We start from the raw sequence: 14,479 nt of genomic DNA, 5'->3' as shown, positions 1-14,479 counted from the left end.
AGATGTTTATAAACAGGTAAAGACACCGACATTTTCAGTCGGTGTCTAATACATTTTTAGCTTAGCTAAGTTAAGTGATTACTTAATCTCAACTACTGCTCCAGCTTCTTCTAATTGTTTTTTAAGAGCTTCAGCTTCGTCTTTAGATACACCAGCTTTTAATTCTTTTGGTGCTCCGTCTACTAAGTCTTTTGCTTCTTTCAAACCAAGGCCAGTTAAGTCTTTAACAAGTTTCACAACTGCTAATTTAGCGCCACCAGCTTCTTTTAAGATAACATCAAATGATGTTTTTTCTGCAGCAGCAGCAGGTGCATCACCACCAGCAGCAGGACCAGCAACTACAGCAGCAGCTGCAGGCTCGATACCATACTCGTCTTTTAAGATTTGAGCTAATTCGTTAACTTCTTTAACGGTTAAGTTTACTAATTGCTCAGCAAACGATTTTAAATCTGCCATTTTATTAAGATTTTAAAAATTTACGTAAAAATAATTTTGTTTTATTGCGAACTTAAGGTGTTCGTTAACCTTCTCTCTCTTGTAGAGTTTTAACAATTCCTGCAATTTTGCCTCCGCTTGATTTAAGCGCAGATATAACATTCTTAGCTGGTGATTGTAATAATCCAACGATATCTCCGATAAGCTCTTCTCTTGATTTCAAGCTTACTAAGTTATTCAATTGGTCATCGCCAACATAAACTGATGAATCTATAAATGCTGCTTTAAGCAATGGTTTATCAGATGTTCTTCTCAAAGCTTTAATCAACTTAGCCGGAGCGTTTGCTGTTTTTGAGAATAATAATGATGATGAACCTTTAAGGGCTTCGTATATCTCAGAAGCGTCGCCGTCTAAACCTTCAATCGCTTTGCGGATTAAAGAGTTTTTAGCAACTTTCATGATGATATCACCTTCAAAACATTTGCGACGGATGTTATTAATCTGCTCAACAGAAAGGCTAGAAGTATCAGCAATATAAAAATTGCCATACTCTTGCATTTGTCCTTGTAGTTCTAAAACTACTTCGTTTTTTTCTTCTCTGTTCATGATTAAATCCCCGCTACTGATTTTGTTTCAATTGCAATTCCAGGACTCATTGTAGAAGACACGTGAATGCTCTTAAAATAAGTTCCTTTAGCAGCAGATGGTTTTAATTTCGAAATTACCTGAATGATTTCAAGTGCATTCTCATAAATCTTATCTGCTGGGAATGATACTTTCCCTATTGAAGCGTGTATAATACCGCTTTTGTCAACCTTAAAATCAATCTTACCTGCTTTAACCTCTGTTACAGCTTTACCAACTTCGTTGGTTACTGTACCAGATTTTGGGTTTGGCATTAAGTTCCTTGGACCTAAAACGCGGCCTAATTTACCTACTTTTGCCATACAAGCTGGTGTTGTGATAATAATGTCTACATCGGTCCAACCACCTTCAATTTTAGCCACATATTCGTCTAAACCTACGAAGTCTGCGCCGGCTGCTTTTGCTTCTTCTTCCTTATCAGGAGTTACTAAAGCTAAAACACGAACAGTTTTACCTGTACCGTGTGGTAAAGTAGCAATACCACGTACCATTTGATTCGCTTTACGCGGATCAACACCTAAAGATACATCAATATCAACTGATGCGTCAAATTTAGTGGTAGTGATTTCTTTTACCAAAGCAGCAGCAGCCTGTAAAGTATAAGCTTTACCAGCTTCTATTTTAGCGTGTGCCTTTTTTTGATTTTTAGTTAATTTCGCCACTGTTGTAAACTGTTTTTTAATTAATTGTTCCAGGGTGCGTCACCAGAAACGGTGATTCCCATACTGCGTGCTGTACCAGCAACCATACTCATTGCAGATTCGATTGTAAATGCATTTAAATCAGGCATTTTATCTTCAGCAATAACTTTAATCTGGTCCCAGGTCACCGATCCAACTTTTTTACGGTTAGGCTCAGCAGAACCACTCTGTAATTTAGTAGCATCTTTTAATTGGATAGCTACAGGAGGGGTTTTGATGATGAAATCGAATGACTTATCAGCATAAACAGTAATTACAACTGGCAATACTTTACCTGCTTTATCTTGGGTACGAGCGTTGTACTGTTTGCAAAACTCCATAATGTTCACCCCTTTAGCACCTAATGCAGGTCCTACTGGTGGCGATGGATTTGCCGCTCCGCCTTTGATCTGTAATTTGATCATTGCACTGACTTCTTTTGCCATTTTGTGTTTTTTGTTTATTTAAAACTCAATGTTAAATATTGGAAGCATGTAACATTTAATTCCTTATGGCTCCTATAAAGCTTAAAGGACTGCAAAGATATGGATAATCTTACAGTCCCACAATAGTTTGAGAAAAATATATTTATTTTGTATTCAACATATCCAAAACTTCCTTATGTCTTTCAACTATTTCATTATTTGATAATGCGGTGGAAGCATTCGGCCTTACTATAGCCTTTATCAATTTGTGATCATAAAGGTAATATCTGGTTGCGAACGTATTTTTAACTTTAGAATCTTTCAGGTACATCGGCTTATCATAAAATGTTTCCTTTCTGTAAAGAAAATATAAACCATTACCATTAACATAGTAATCTTCTTCAGTCTTTCCCATTTCGCCATAAAAGATACAATGGATCTTTTTTAGCATTTGTTTATCGTAGTAACCTATTACCTCCCCACCTTCTGCCGACATTGATGAAGCGTTTTTAACTTTCTTTTTATAAAATCTTAAACGATTATTAATTGTAGAATAATCTGCTTGTATTTTCTTAAGAATAACCGCCGTATCAATTAACGGTGTAATTAAATAACGATCCGCACTAAAACCAGCTATAGCAAAGCAAAATATACAAATCAAAAATACAAGGAATCCTTTCATTGCTATCTGGATTATATATTATTAAAGATATGAAAAACAACGAATCATAATTTCCTAAAATATCTAAAACAAAAAAGCCTTAGAAAACAATTCTAAGGCTTTATATATTTTAAAAAAAAATTTTACTCTTTTTCCACTTGCATGTAATTAAGTTCGAGTGGGGTTTTACGTCCAAAAATCTTAACCATAACTTTCAATTTTTTCTTCTCTTCGTTTACCTCTTCGATGATACCAGAGAAACCATTGAAAGGCCCGTCCATTACTTTAATGCCTTCGCCAACATAATAAGGAACATTCATGGTTTCACCTTGTTCGCTCATTTCATCAACCACACCTAAAATACGGTTAACTTCTGCCTGGCGCATTGGAATTGGATTACCAGCTTTATCACCAAGGAAACCAATAACGCTATTAATTCCTTTAATGATGTGCTCTAACTCTCCGTCTAATGTAGCTTCGATTAAAACATAACCAGGGTAAAAGTTACGTTCTTTGGCAATTTTTTTACCATCTTTCATCTGGTAATATTTTTCCATCGGGATTAATACCTGTGGAACCAAATGAGAGAAACCTAAACGGCTGATCTCAGCATCTATGTACTGTTTTACTTTCTTCTCTTTTCCGCTAACAGCCCTTACAACGTACCACTTTAGATCGCTCATTAGTAAATATTAATTAGAAAGTGATTTATAAAAAGTATCTAACACAAATGTAGATCCTTTATCCATTGCAAAAATAACCAATGCAATAATTAAAGAAGCCACCAATACAAGAATTGCAGAACTCTGCAGTTCACCCCAAGTAGGCCATGTAACCTTATTGGTCATTTCATCGTACGATTCTTTTATAAACTCAACTACTTTAGCCATATTATAATGATTAAATGATTGAGTTAGTGAGCGAGAGAATGAAAAAACATTCAATCATTAAAACATTCACTAATTCAATCATTAATTTGAGCACGGGAACAAGGATTCGAACCCTGATCAAAGGTTTTGGAGACCTCTATTCTACCGTTGAACTATTCCCGTAATTAGAAAGCAAAGTGCTTAAGCGTGCTCAAACACTTTGCTTTTCTTATTTTTTTTAAGTTCCGATAAATCGGAATTTAAAATTTATTTTAAAATTTCAGTTACCTGACCAGCACCTACTGTTCTACCACCTTCACGGATAGCGAAACGTAGACCTTTTTCCATTGCGATAGCGTTGATCAACTTTACAGTGATTGTAACGTTATCACCTGGCATTACCATCTCAGTACCTTCAGCTAGTGAAATCTCACCAGTAACATCTGTGGTACGGAAATAGAATTGAGGACGGTATTTGTTGAAGAATGGAGTGTGACGACCACCTTCTGCTTTTGATAATACATAGATCTCAGCTTTGAAATCTGTGTGAGGAGTTACTGAACCTGGTTTACAGATTACCATACCACGACGGATATCAGTTTTCTCAATACCACGTAACAATAAACCTACGTTATCACCTGCTTCACCATAATCTAAGATCTTACGGAACATCTCAACACCAGTTACTGTAGATTTTAAGTTCTCAGCACCCATACCTAAGATTTCAACCGGATCTCCAGAGTTGATTACACCACGCTCAATACGACCAGTTGCTACAGTACCACGACCAGTGATCGAGAATACATCTTCAACAGGCATCAAGAATGGAAGCTCAGTTAAACGTGGAGGAATTGGAATGTAGCTATCAACAGCATCCATTAATTCCATAATTTTTGCTACCCATTTAGCATCTCCGTTCAAACCACCTAAAGCAGAACCTTGAATAACAGGAATATCATCACCAGGGAAATCGTAGAACGATAATAATTCACGAACTTCCATTTCTACTAATTCTAATAATTCAGGATCATCAACCATATCCACTTTGTTCATGAATACAACCAATGAAGGTACACCAACCTGACGAGCCAATAGGATGTGCTCACGAGTTTGTGGCATTGGACCATCAGTAGCAGCAACAACGATAATAGCACCATCCATTTGAGCCGCACCTGTAACCATGTTTTTAACATAATCCGCGTGACCTGGACAATCTACGTGTGCGTAGTGACGGTTTGCAGTTGAATACTCAACGTGCGCAGTATTAATTGTAATACCTCTTTCTTTTTCCTCAGGAGCTGAGTCAATTGAATCGAATGAACGTGCCTCAGATAAACCTGCATCAGCTAAAACTTTTGTAATAGCTGCTGTTAAAGTTGTTTTACCGTGATCGACGTGACCGATTGTACCGATGTTTAAGTGCGGTTTACTACGGTCAAATTTTTCTTTTGCCATTTTATTTATAACTAATTAGTAGGTTAACTTTTTATTAATTTTTATTTATTGTTTTGATGCAATGCAACACAAAAAACCTTGTCTACACTGCATATTAAACAGATTTAACAAAGCTTTATTATCCTGAGCCAACTATGGGAATTGAACCCATGACCTCTTCCTTACCAAGGAAGTGCTCTACCGCTGAGCTAAGTCGGCTTTTTAGTTTCCAGTTCCAGCCTTTTAGTTTTAACCAAATTAAAACTGTAACCAATAACTGCCCACTTTTCTAATCTTATTGGAGCGGAAGACGAGGTTCGAACTCGCGACCTATAGCTTGGAAGGCTATCGCTCTACCAACTGAGCTACTTCCGCTTTTAAAAACTAGTGATTGATTGAATGAAAGAATGAGAGATTTATTCTATCATTAAAACATTTGGTCATTCATTTAAAGTGTGGGGAGAGAAGGATTCGAACCTTCGAAATCTTGCGATAACAGAGTTACAGTCTGTCCCATTTGGCCGCTCTGGAATCTCCCCATTTTCTACTTCAAAATGCTAACACTTTAAAATAAAAAGAGCCTCCTATCGGAATCGAACCAATGACCTACTGATTACAAGTCAGTTGCTCTACCAGCTGAGCTAAGGAGGCTTTAAATTTTGTGCAATGATACGAAAAATCTTCATTTTTCATACTATTAACGTGTTTTTTTAAAACTTTTATCTTTTTAAAGAACAACCCTTTTCTGATTGGCTTAACACCGTTTCCGAAAGGGAATGCAAATATACACACTTATATTTCACTTCAAAATAAATTTGAAAAAAAATAGAGAACTTTTTTAGCGTTTTAACCCAAAAGCTCCGATTTACAATAATAGTTACTTCATAATCAGCCCCTTTGCTATTGTATAAAAATGCATTATTATTTTTAACTTTTAATACGTTTTAAGCAATGTGAATCGGTTTTTAGCCTTAACCCTTATTTTATGCTTTTACCTACTTGGTTAAAACATGCGTACACACTTACCTGATTAATTCAAATAGTATATGTTTCTTAAAAAACTTCAAAACATTACTTAGCAAATCATTTTTCTGATTGATCATTATAATGGAAAAAATATTTACCATGAAAATGTATTTCAATAAAAAAACGGCAACACCATGATGAATGATGTTGCCGTTTTATTAATAAAACCAGACTATGTTAGTAGTCAGCAGCTTCGCTTTCGGTTAAAATTGCTTTATGCTCGCTTAATTTTGCGCGCGTTTTATCTTTATGTTTAGTGATCTGCTTTCTTAACGATTCGATAGCCAGATCTGTGGCTTCTTCAAATGATTTACATTGTTCCTTTGCAAAGAGGGTACCACCTGGTACAATGAGTTTTATCTCACTGATCTTATTGGCCTCGTCTTCTACGTTCTCTAACTTTAAATACACTTCTCCGCTAATGATCTGGTCGAAAAACTGATCTAGCTTGTTCGCTTTCTTCTGTATAAAATCTAACAACTTACTGTCTGCACTGAAGTGGATTGATTGAACTCCGATTTTCATTTTTCCTCCTTTTTTTACGCCTTTGGATGGGCTTGTTTATAAATTGTTTTTAATCTTTCGATCGAATTGTGGGTGTAAACCTGGGTTGCTGCTAAACTTGCGTGGCCCAAAAGTTCTTTGATTGCATTTAAATCTGCTCCTGCATTTAGCAGACTTGTTGCATAGCTATGCCGAAGCACGTGGGGACTTTTCTTTTCATTGGTTGATATGTGGTTTAGGTATGAGGTAACAATGCGGTATATTAATTTTGGATATGCCGCCGCACCTGTATTGGTAACGATTAAGATAAGCAAATTGTTATTAAAGTTTTGCAACTTTTTTAGGTTAATATAGGTATCAACCTGATTGATAAGCTGTTTATTTACGGGTATAATTCTTTCCTTATTTCTTTTACCCAATACCTTGATTGTTCCCGAATACACATCAATATCTGTTTCTTTTAACTGAAGTAACTCGGTTAAACGCATACCGGTACCAAAAAGCAGTTCAATTACCAGATGATCGCGTACTGAAGGAAAACTTTCATTGAAATAATTTTCAGAATCCAACAATTGATCCATCTTTTGCGAATCAATAAACACTGGAAGCCTTTTGGGAATTTTAGGGGCTTTAATTAATACAGTAGGATTTTGGTCAATCTTTCCGGCTCTTAATAAAAATTTGTAAAAGCTTCTTAAAGCTGAAATTTTGCGGTTGATGGTATTTTCGGATACTTCCTGCTCCATCAATTCTACCATATAACTTCTTAGATGGGTATGCTTAACTTCAATGAAACTGAGCGTGAAACTATCATTGATGTATGCCTCAAACTGATCTAAATCTGTTTGATAAGCGCCGATGGTATGTTGAGAATAGCGCTTCTCGTGAGTTAAATATGTGATAAAACTTTTTAGCAACATTCAATATCTTTTTACGGGCATTGATATGAAGTTACAAATAGTTTTGATATAAAGAAATCATTAATTAATTGTTTATTGTAAAGTTTTGGATTCCTTTTAAAACAAAAAAGTCCTTCCGATCTTAATCAGAAGGACTTTTTATATTTATATCGTAAACAACTATGAAGTTGTATCTAGATTCATGTTCTGAATGTAAACAGCATGTTTAATTTCAGTACGGCGAGCAACGGATTTTTTCTCGTATGCTTGGCGACTACGTAGTTCTCTCAATACACCAGTTTTTTCAAACTTTTTCTTGAAACGTTTAAGGGCTTTATCTAATGATTCGCCGTCTTTAATGTTGATAATGATCATAACGCTGAAATACCTCCTCTCGTGGTTTTTAAATTCTTCCCCTGTTATCGGGGATGCAAATGTAAGCAAAAGATTGAAAACTAGAAAGATTTAGAAAAAAGAAATTTAATTTAAATCATTAAGCAAACTCATCTGTTGATTACCTACATTTATATATGCATTATTATTTATGACTACAGGCAAAAAAGTTACCTCAATTATTGCAGTAATAGTTGTTATTGCATTAATTGCAATTTGTTACTACCGTTATTTCTTTGTTTTTGGCGAAGGCGTTAAAGCAGGCGAATTAAATTATGTGGTAAAAAAGGGTTATGTGTTTAAAACCTACGAAGGAAAATTGATTCAAAGCGGTATAAAATCCAGACAAACAGGAACTTTACAGAATAATGAATTTGAATTTTCTATCGCAAATAAGGAAATAGCAGATAAAATGATGGCCAATAGTGGTAAGTTTTACGAATTACATTATAAAGAATACAAAAATTCGCTACCGTGGCGTGGATTTAGTGTATATGTAGTGGATAGTATTTTAACATCCAAAGATATACCGCAATAAGCTGAACATGAGCAGAAAGCGAAAAGTCCAAAGATTAAAGCTTAATGATGTGGGAAGATAGTTTACACACCTTGCCTATTCGCTTTGGTTTTTCGGCTTAAGCTTTTAACCTTTCTTCGGCACCTTAGCTCCTTCTTTTCTTGCTTCTGATAATCCGATGGCAACTGCTTGCTTTTTGGATGTTACTTTTTTACCGGAGCCGCTTTTTAACTTGCCCTCTTTCATTTCGTGCATGGTTTTTTCAACTTTATCACCAGCTTTTTCTGAATACTTTGCCATATTTAATTCATTAGTCAATGGTTCATTAATTTTCTGTTAATCGGTTAATTGTTAAAATCGATTAGCTGACCTCTAGACATACTCAATTAACCTTTAGTATTAATAAAACAAGGGCAATAAAGGGTTGGTTTGGGAAAATTGAACAAAAAAAATCCGGAGGAGGTTAAGCCGTCCGGATTGCTCATAATATATTTGGTTTGTTGTTTATAAGGTTGAAGGTGTAGGGCGTAAGGTTTAGGGTGATCGACATTAGCCTTAAACCCTAAACCTTATACCTTTCTACCCTTGCAATATTTCTCTGGCAATTACAATTTTCTGTATTTCGGATGTGCCCTCACCTATCGTACATAATTTACTATCGCGATAAAATTTTTCAACCGGGAAATCTTTGGTGTAACCATAACCGCCAAATATCTGTACGGCATCGGTGGCCACTCTTACCGAAACTTCTGATGCAAAATATTTTGCCATTGCCGATTCTTTGGTCATAGGTAAATGCCTGTTTTTTAAATCGGCGGCCTGGCGGATCAATAATTCAGCGGCTTCAATTTCGGTAGCCATATCGGCAAGTTTAAAACTAATGCCCTGGAAGCTTGAAATAGGCTGCCCGAACTGCTGGCGCTGTTTCGAATAGGCTACTGCCGCATCAAAAGCACCCTTGGCAATGCCCAGGGCTAATGCTGCGATCGAGATTCTTCCACCATCCAAAACTTTCATAGCCTGTTTGAAACCTTCACCTACCTTTCCTAATAAATTGGCTTTAGGTACCCGGCAGTTATCAAAAATCATTTCCGTGGTTTCTGACGCCCTCATACCCAGTTTATTCTCTTTTTTACCTGCTGTAAAACCAGGTGTACCCCGCTCAACAACAATGGCAGAAATCCCTTTCGAACTCCCCTGCTCACCTGTTCGTACCATTACTACAGCAATATCGCCGCTTTTACCATGGGTAATCCAGTTTTTTGCTCCATTTATAATATAATCGTCGCCATCTTCAACAGCAGTGGTCATCATTCTAAGCGCGTCTGATCCCGTGTTGGCTTCGGTTAAACCCCAGGCACCAATCCATTCGGCTGTTGCAAGCTTTGGCAGCCATTTCTGTTTTTGTTCTTCATTGGCAAATGCTAAAATATGCCCTGTACACAAGGAGTTGTGTGCGGCCAGCGAAAGGCCAATTGAACCACAAACCCTGGCAACTTCTACAATTACATCAACATATTCCTGATAACCCAATCCGGAGCCACCATACGTTTCAGGTACCAAAACGCCCATTAAACCCAATTCTCCTAGTTGCTTAAACAGTTCTATCGGGAAATGCTGTGCCTCATCCCATTCCATGATATTCGGACGAATGTTTTTCTCAGCAAAATCGCGGACCATGGCCTTAACATTCTGCTGAGTTTCTGTTTCTGAAAAATCGAAGCTTACGCTCATTAAATTATATTTTAAGTTAGTTAATGGCAATTATAAACATTTATTTCATAGTTAATTACCATTAAATATTTGTGCAATTACAGAATGAAATGGTATTCGGTTCAATTAGTATATCGGTTAATTTTAAACCCCGAAATTACCCGGAAAAGTTTTTTTATATTTTTCACACTATTGGGGAATAAACCGATAATAGGGCTTTGTTGATGAGAATAAATGCTTTCACCTTGTTGGGCTATGCGTATTACATAAACTGAAAGATATACATCTCAATTATTTATCGGGGAAAGCTTGTGAACAGTAATTAAGAGATTAATTAATCAACGTTTAAAAGGAAATATAAGGCAGAATCTTATCAATTACCTCTTGATTTAAGATTACGATCTTTTTTAAATCTGTTGAACCGGCATAATTACCGTGTTGTTTTCGATACTGGAGAATGGCGTTGATTTGTTTGTAAGATAAATAGGGATTTGCTTTTAAATCGTTAAAAGTTGCGGTATTGATATTGACTTGCTTTAAAGGTATGGCACTCATTGAAACTTGACTTTCTATTGCTGCATATTTATTAGCATCCAAACCATAAACCTCCATTAATTGCTCTTTTTTATAAAATCCGCCGAGTCGATTACGGTATTTAACAATTCTGCTTGCAAAAGCTCCCCCTATTCCTTTTATCTCATCTAATTTTGCAGAATCAGCCAGATTTATGTCCACAATAACTGCGGCTTTTTTCACATATTCCTTTTTTTCAAATGGTGTAAACTTTTTTGAAAAATTACCTTGCTGATCAGCAATGTTTACATACGGCAACAGTTTTCCATACATTTTTGAAGAAATGGTATACATTTTCTTCAAATCTTCGGCTTTGTAAAATCTGCCACCTTTTTCGGTATAATTCACTATGGCTTGTGCCTGTTTAGGCGATAAACCTAAATGCTGCCAGCCAGTTGCGTTCAAAGTGTTGGGGTCGAACTTAAAAAGTTTACTGTTATCTTCCCGGTCAGGATTTTCAATGCGTTCGCGGATCTCAGAAGCATATTTTTCGTCGGCTAAGGTTATATTCTGTATCCGGCTCAACAGATTGGGATCATCTTTTTCAATGGGTTTATAGGCATTATATAATAAAGGTATAGCCTTTAATAATAAAATAATGGATACTAAAAACAGTAAGCCATTAAATTCTCCTTTGCTAAAACCAAAATTTTTATTGAGCCAAATTCTCATTGATGTGATATGACATGTGTATTATAAATATAAATCTTATTTTTGGGATTGCAAAACTGAGCAGGTTTTGCTTATCAACGCCATAAGAATTATATATGAAGATCATAACTACGTCTGAGTTTGCGAAAGCGACAAAGATAGATAAGCTAGGTGTACCAGGTTTAGCGGGTTTGATGATGGAGATCATGAAACTGAATGACATCAATGATGTATTCGCTCAAAATCAACACTTTAAAGGTTTAGAGTTTGTAGATAAGATACTGGAAACCATTGGCGTTTCTATCGAATTTGATGACGACGATTTAAATAGCATCCCAAAAACGGGTCCTTTCATTGCCATCGCAAATCATCCTTATGGTGGTGTAGAAGGTTTGGCTCTTGTTAAACTTTTATGCACCGTTAGGCCGGATGCAAAAGTGATGGTAAACTTTATTTTAAAGAAAATCCCAAATCTGGATGAGTTTTTTGTTGCCGTAAACCCTTTCGAAAATGTTCAGCACTCCTCAAGCATCAGTGGTTTAAAAACTACTTTCGATTTGCTGAGAAATGGCATTCCGATAGGAATTTTCCCTGCCGGAGAGGTTTCTACCTTTAAATTGGATGCGCAGCAAGTAACCGACAGAATGTGGCATCCGGTTGTTGGTAAGCTTATTGCCAAAGCTAAAGTTCCGGTTGTACCTATTTATTTTCATGGTAATAATGGTGTTTTCTTTAACATTTTAAGCTTCATCCACCCTACTTTGCGCACGGCAAAACTTCCTTCTGAGTTTTTAAATAAACATGGTCGCACCATTAAGGTAAGAATTGGTAAGCCCATCGCGATTTCAGAAATTTCGCACATGAACAGTAGCAATAAGTTAATGGACTTTTTAAGGGCCCGTACTTATGCGCTAGGAATTGGACTGGATACGGAGAAAAAACTCTTCAATCCACTAAACTTATTTAAAATTAAAAAGAAACCTGCAGAGGTTATTGAAGAAACTTCGCGGTTATTAATTAAAAGTGAGGTTGAAAAGTTGGAGGATTTTAAGGTTTGGACGGAGAAAAACTATGAAGTTTATATTGTTCCTACACTAAAGATTCCTAATATTTTAAGGGAAATTGGCCGCTTGCGTGAAATTACCTTCCGCGAAGTGGGTGAAGGAACAAACAAAAAAATAGACCTTGATAACTACGATATTTACTATAACCATTTATTTATTTGGGATAGGGATTTAGAAAATATTGTAGGTGCGTACAGAATTGGTAAGGGCGACGAAATTTTAGAAAGCATGGGCCGCCGTGGGTTTTACCTTTCTGAACTCTTTAAAATGAAAGATCAGTTTTACCCAATGCTGCGCCAAGGGATAGAACTTGGCAGATCGTGGATCAGGAAAGAATACCAGGGCAAGCCACTTCCTTTATTTTTGCTTTGGAAAGGCATTTTAAAATACCTGATTGATAACCCACAGTACCGCTATATGTTCGGGCCGGTAAGCATAAGCAACAATTTTTCTAAATTTAGTAAAGCTTTAATTGTTGATTACATTACAAAAAACCATTTCGATTATGAGATGGCCAAATATGTTAAACCGAGAAATAAATTTAAAGCAGATCTTTTACCAATTTCTACTGATACATTGGTTGACAGTAGTGAATCATTTAAGGATTTAGACAGTATTATTGGTGACATTGAAAATTCGCACATTAAAATCCCTGTATTGTTAAGGCAATATATGAACCTTAATGCAAAGATTATTTCATTCAATATCGATCCTAAATTTTCTGATTGCCTGGATGGGTTTTTAGTTGTAGATACACACAATATTCCACCAGAAATGCTGGAAAAACTTGGCAAGAACTTATAATTTCATTTCAATAAAAAAACCCAGACATCCATCTGGGTTTTTTATTATCAACTAACCTAAACTTTATAAATACTAACCAAATATTTATGCCACAAAAGTATAGTGAGCTTGTTAAGTTGGTATTAATGAAATGTTATTTATAGAATTAATTACAATACAATTTGTTAACGAATAAATACGCAGATGTTCATATTATTCCGTTATCTTTAGCTACTCTGTATGAGCTATGATGAACATTCGACTTTAAAAAACAGGATGTTTCCCTCCCTTATATTTAGCTCAACTAAATAATCTTTTATTAGATTGGTTTTCGAATAGAAATCAATCTTGAATTATCATTATGACGGTCATTTCTAAAGAAAACTTTTCAAAAGCAACAGGTATTTGTAATATTCCCATCCCTGGTTTGGCTTCCTTTTTAATGCGTTTTTTAAAGATTAATGAATTTAACGGAATTATTAAAGATGCCGATACTTTAGAAGGTGAAAAATTTGCAAACCATATCCTTAAAGTTTTAGGTGTTACCATTCAGATCAGTGATGAAGACTTGGCCAACATCCCGAAAGAAGGTGCATTTATAGCTATTGCAAACCACCCTTATGGTGCAATTGAATCGCTTGCTCTTTTGAGCACACTAGCCAATCAGCGTGCCGATACCATGTTTATGGGCAACTTTCTATTAAAGAAAATCCCGAACCTGGAAAAATGCATTATCGCCGTCAATCCCTTCGAAAAAGTTCAGGATGCATCAAGCATTAGTGGATTAAAAACAACTTTGAAAGTTTTAAAAGACGGGAGCCCTGTTGCTATTTTCCCCGCTGGTGAAGTTTCTTCTTATAAATTCAGAAAAAATCAGATTACAGACCGAGAGTGGCATCCTGTGGTTGGAAAAATCATCTCAAAAGCCAATGTACCCATTCTTCCAGTCTATTTTCATGGCAATAACGGGATTTTTTTCAGTTTGCTAAAATTCATACATCCGTCATTACAAACTGCCAAATTGATTTCAGAACTATTCAACAAAAGTGGCCATCAATTAAAAATCAGTATTGGCAAACCCATTCATTTAAAGGAGATTGCTTGCAAAGATTGTAATACTTCTCTTTTGAAACACTTAAGAAAAGATCTTTACGCATTAAAAAACGATTAGGTTGGTTTTTAAAATTCAATGTTAATTCCCGGTTA

Annotated in this window: 17 protein-coding genes and 5 tRNA genes; 3 read left to right on the top strand and 19 right to left on the bottom strand. The window is 35.8% G+C overall.

Features of this window, described 5'->3' with window-relative positions; translation table 11 throughout:
• Positions 1–78: 78 nt before the first annotated feature.
• From rplL to rpsU, 16 genes are all read right to left on the bottom strand, one after another.
• Positions 79–456, bottom strand: a complete 378-nt coding sequence (gene rplL, locus ACZZZW_RS09870; protein WP_029283246.1) for a 50S ribosomal protein L7/L12 — start codon at positions 454–456, stop codon at positions 79–81.
• Positions 457–520: 64 nt separating this feature from the next.
• Positions 521–1,042: a 50S ribosomal protein L10 gene (rplJ, locus tag ACZZZW_RS09865; protein ID WP_108200815.1), complete on the bottom strand. Its 522-nt coding sequence runs from the start codon at positions 1,040–1,042 to the stop codon at positions 521–523.
• A gap of 2 nt (positions 1,043–1,044) precedes the next feature.
• The gene (gene rplA / locus ACZZZW_RS09860; protein ID WP_029279316.1) at positions 1,045–1,743 is read right to left on the bottom strand and encodes a 50S ribosomal protein L1; all 699 of its coding nucleotides are present in this window, start codon (positions 1,741–1,743) and stop codon (positions 1,045–1,047) included.
• Between the two features lie 20 nt (positions 1,744–1,763).
• Complete coding sequence (gene rplK, locus ACZZZW_RS09855) at positions 1,764–2,207, bottom strand: 50S ribosomal protein L11 (RefSeq protein ID WP_010601094.1); 444 nt, start codon at positions 2,205–2,207, stop codon at positions 1,764–1,766.
• Between the two features lie 142 nt (positions 2,208–2,349).
• Positions 2,350–2,868, bottom strand: a complete 519-nt coding sequence (locus ACZZZW_RS09850; RefSeq protein WP_463493112.1) for a hypothetical protein — start codon at positions 2,866–2,868, stop codon at positions 2,350–2,352.
• 122 nt (positions 2,869–2,990) lie between these two features.
• A complete protein-coding gene (nusG, locus tag ACZZZW_RS09845; RefSeq protein ID WP_025143263.1) occupies positions 2,991–3,530 on the bottom strand; it encodes a transcription termination/antitermination protein NusG in 540 nt (179 codons plus the stop codon).
• A gap of 9 nt (positions 3,531–3,539) precedes the next feature.
• A complete protein-coding gene (gene secE / locus ACZZZW_RS09840) occupies positions 3,540–3,737 on the bottom strand; it encodes a preprotein translocase subunit SecE (protein ID WP_025143264.1) in 198 nt (65 codons plus the stop codon).
• Positions 3,738–3,828: 91 nt separating this feature from the next.
• A tRNA-Trp gene (locus ACZZZW_RS09835) sits at positions 3,829–3,899 on the bottom strand.
• A gap of 84 nt (positions 3,900–3,983) precedes the next feature.
• The gene (tuf, locus tag ACZZZW_RS09830; protein ID WP_029279334.1) at positions 3,984–5,171 is read right to left on the bottom strand and encodes an elongation factor Tu; all 1,188 of its coding nucleotides are present in this window, start codon (positions 5,169–5,171) and stop codon (positions 3,984–3,986) included.
• A gap of 126 nt (positions 5,172–5,297) precedes the next feature.
• Positions 5,298–5,369 (bottom strand) — tRNA-Thr (locus ACZZZW_RS09825).
• An 80-nt stretch (positions 5,370–5,449) separates the two neighbouring features.
• Positions 5,450–5,525, bottom strand: a tRNA-Gly gene (locus tag ACZZZW_RS09820).
• Positions 5,526–5,606: 81 nt separating this feature from the next.
• A tRNA-Tyr gene (locus ACZZZW_RS09815) sits at positions 5,607–5,689 on the bottom strand.
• Between the two features lie 39 nt (positions 5,690–5,728).
• Positions 5,729–5,801, bottom strand: a tRNA-Thr gene (locus ACZZZW_RS09810).
• Positions 5,802–6,353: 552 nt separating this feature from the next.
• Positions 6,354–6,701, bottom strand: a complete 348-nt coding sequence (gene hpf / locus ACZZZW_RS09805) for a ribosome hibernation-promoting factor, HPF/YfiA family (protein WP_055914885.1) — start codon at positions 6,699–6,701, stop codon at positions 6,354–6,356.
• A gap of 14 nt (positions 6,702–6,715) precedes the next feature.
• Positions 6,716–7,600 carry a tyrosine-type recombinase/integrase gene (locus tag ACZZZW_RS09800; RefSeq protein ID WP_463493111.1) on the bottom strand — a complete coding sequence of 295 codons (885 nt, stop codon included), beginning with the start codon at positions 7,598–7,600 and terminating at the stop codon, positions 6,716–6,718.
• A gap of 159 nt (positions 7,601–7,759) precedes the next feature.
• On the bottom strand, positions 7,760–7,954 hold the full coding sequence (gene rpsU / locus ACZZZW_RS09795) for a 30S ribosomal protein S21 (RefSeq protein WP_025143268.1): 195 nt from the start codon (positions 7,952–7,954) through the stop codon (positions 7,760–7,762).
• A 169-nt stretch (positions 7,955–8,123) separates the two neighbouring features.
• Here rpsU and ACZZZW_RS09790 point away from each other — a divergent pair, with 169 nt between their 5' ends.
• Complete coding sequence (locus tag ACZZZW_RS09790) at positions 8,124–8,510, top strand: hypothetical protein (RefSeq protein ID WP_463493110.1); 387 nt, start codon at positions 8,124–8,126, stop codon at positions 8,508–8,510.
• A 105-nt stretch (positions 8,511–8,615) separates the two neighbouring features.
• Here the strand turns inward: ACZZZW_RS09790 and ACZZZW_RS09785 are convergent, their stop codons facing one another.
• The 3 genes from ACZZZW_RS09785 to ACZZZW_RS09775 all read right to left on the bottom strand — a co-directional run bounded on the left by ACZZZW_RS09785 (position 8,616) and on the right by ACZZZW_RS09775 (position 11,447).
• Positions 8,616–8,807, bottom strand: a complete 192-nt coding sequence (locus ACZZZW_RS09785; protein ID WP_463493109.1) for a DUF6496 domain-containing protein — start codon at positions 8,805–8,807, stop codon at positions 8,616–8,618.
• Between the two features lie 261 nt (positions 8,808–9,068).
• Complete coding sequence (locus ACZZZW_RS09780) at positions 9,069–10,223, bottom strand: acyl-CoA dehydrogenase (protein WP_463493108.1); 1,155 nt, start codon at positions 10,221–10,223, stop codon at positions 9,069–9,071.
• Positions 10,224–10,547: 324 nt separating this feature from the next.
• Positions 10,548–11,447, bottom strand: coding sequence for a ComEA family DNA-binding protein (locus ACZZZW_RS09775; RefSeq protein ID WP_463493107.1), 900 nt, complete (start codon positions 11,445–11,447; stop codon positions 10,548–10,550).
• Positions 11,448–11,542: 95 nt separating this feature from the next.
• Here ACZZZW_RS09775 and ACZZZW_RS09770 point away from each other — a divergent pair, with 95 nt between their 5' ends.
• Together ACZZZW_RS09770 and ACZZZW_RS09765 are read left to right on the top strand one after the other, a co-directional pair.
• Positions 11,543–13,294: a lysophospholipid acyltransferase family protein gene (locus ACZZZW_RS09770; protein WP_055914902.1), complete on the top strand. Its 1,752-nt coding sequence runs from the start codon at positions 11,543–11,545 to the stop codon at positions 13,292–13,294.
• A 340-nt stretch (positions 13,295–13,634) separates the two neighbouring features.
• The gene (locus ACZZZW_RS09765) at positions 13,635–14,444 is read left to right on the top strand and encodes a 1-acyl-sn-glycerol-3-phosphate acyltransferase (RefSeq protein WP_463493106.1); all 810 of its coding nucleotides are present in this window, start codon (positions 13,635–13,637) and stop codon (positions 14,442–14,444) included.
• Positions 14,445–14,479: the final 35 nt, after the last annotated feature.

It is taken from the genome of Pedobacter sp. AC379 (assembly GCF_979258145.1).
The sequence above is the reverse complement of the archived record's forward strand: the minus strand, read 5'-3'. Positions and strand labels throughout refer to the sequence as shown.

Coding starts and splice junctions, on each gene's coding strand:
- rplL (WP_029283246.1), bottom strand. CDS start 456: ATGGCAGATTTAAAATCGTTTGCTGAGCAATTAGTAAACTTAACCGTT.
- rplJ (WP_108200815.1), bottom strand. CDS start 1,042: ATGAACAGAGAAGAAAAAAACGAAGTAGTTTTAGAACTACAAGGACAA.
- rplK (WP_010601094.1), bottom strand. CDS start 2,207: ATGGCAAAAGAAGTCAGTGCAATGATCAAATTACAGATCAAAGGCGGA.
- ACZZZW_RS09850 (WP_463493112.1), bottom strand. CDS start 2,868: ATGAAAGGATTCCTTGTATTTTTGATTTGTATATTTTGCTTTGCTATA.
- nusG (WP_025143263.1), bottom strand. CDS start 3,530: ATGAGCGATCTAAAGTGGTACGTTGTAAGGGCTGTTAGCGGAAAAGAG.
- secE (WP_025143264.1), bottom strand. CDS start 3,737: ATGGCTAAAGTAGTTGAGTTTATAAAAGAATCGTACGATGAAATGACC.
- tuf (WP_029279334.1), bottom strand. CDS start 5,171: ATGGCAAAAGAAAAATTTGACCGTAGTAAACCGCACTTAAACATCGGT.
- hpf (WP_055914885.1), bottom strand. CDS start 6,701: ATGAAAATCGGAGTTCAATCAATCCACTTCAGTGCAGACAGTAAGTTG.
- ACZZZW_RS09800 (WP_463493111.1), bottom strand. CDS start 7,600: ATGTTGCTAAAAAGTTTTATCACATATTTAACTCACGAGAAGCGCTAT.
- rpsU (WP_025143268.1), bottom strand. CDS start 7,954: ATGATCATTATCAACATTAAAGACGGCGAATCATTAGATAAAGCCCTT.
- ACZZZW_RS09790 (WP_463493110.1), top strand. CDS start 8,124: ATGACTACAGGCAAAAAAGTTACCTCAATTATTGCAGTAATAGTTGTT.
- ACZZZW_RS09780 (WP_463493108.1), bottom strand. CDS start 10,223: ATGAGCGTAAGCTTCGATTTTTCAGAAACAGAAACTCAGCAGAATGTT.
- ACZZZW_RS09775 (WP_463493107.1), bottom strand. CDS start 11,447: ATGAGAATTTGGCTCAATAAAAATTTTGGTTTTAGCAAAGGAGAATTT.
- ACZZZW_RS09770 (WP_055914902.1), top strand. CDS start 11,543: ATGAAGATCATAACTACGTCTGAGTTTGCGAAAGCGACAAAGATAGAT.
- ACZZZW_RS09765 (WP_463493106.1), top strand. CDS start 13,635: ATGACGGTCATTTCTAAAGAAAACTTTTCAAAAGCAACAGGTATTTGT.